Below are 316 nucleotides of genomic sequence, written 5' to 3'. Positions count from 1 at the left end.
ACGAACCCGGCGCGTGGTCCAGTTCGGATGCTCCCCACCCGCGTGGGGATGAACCGCCCTTTGGCCGTTTAAACACACGTTAGAAGAAATGCTCCCCACCCGCGTGGGGATGAACCGGATGGGACGCGCGTTATAATCTACTCCCCTGTATGCTCCCCACCCGCGTGGGGATGAACCGATCAGAGCGAAGGCGATTAAAATCGCAAAAGTATGCTCCCCACCCGCGTGGGGATGAACCGGCCCGTCGCCAGTCGTTAGCTGTCAGGCCGGGATGCTCCCCACCCGCGTGGGGATGAACCGCCAGTACGAACCCGGC

General features: G+C 62.3%; 1 CRISPR repeat array.

The features are described 5' to 3' along the window. Positions 1-27: 27 nt before the first annotated feature. A CRISPR array of direct repeats spans positions 28-300; the repeat unit is 29 nt; unit sequence ATGCTCCCCACCCGCGTGGGGATGAACCG. Positions 301-316 lie beyond the last annotated feature (16 nt).

Source organism: Rudanella lutea DSM 19387 (assembly GCF_000383955.1).
Lineage (GTDB): Bacteria > Bacteroidota > Bacteroidia > Cytophagales > Spirosomataceae > Rudanella > Rudanella lutea.
This window is presented reverse-complemented; position numbering and strand designations above follow the sequence as displayed.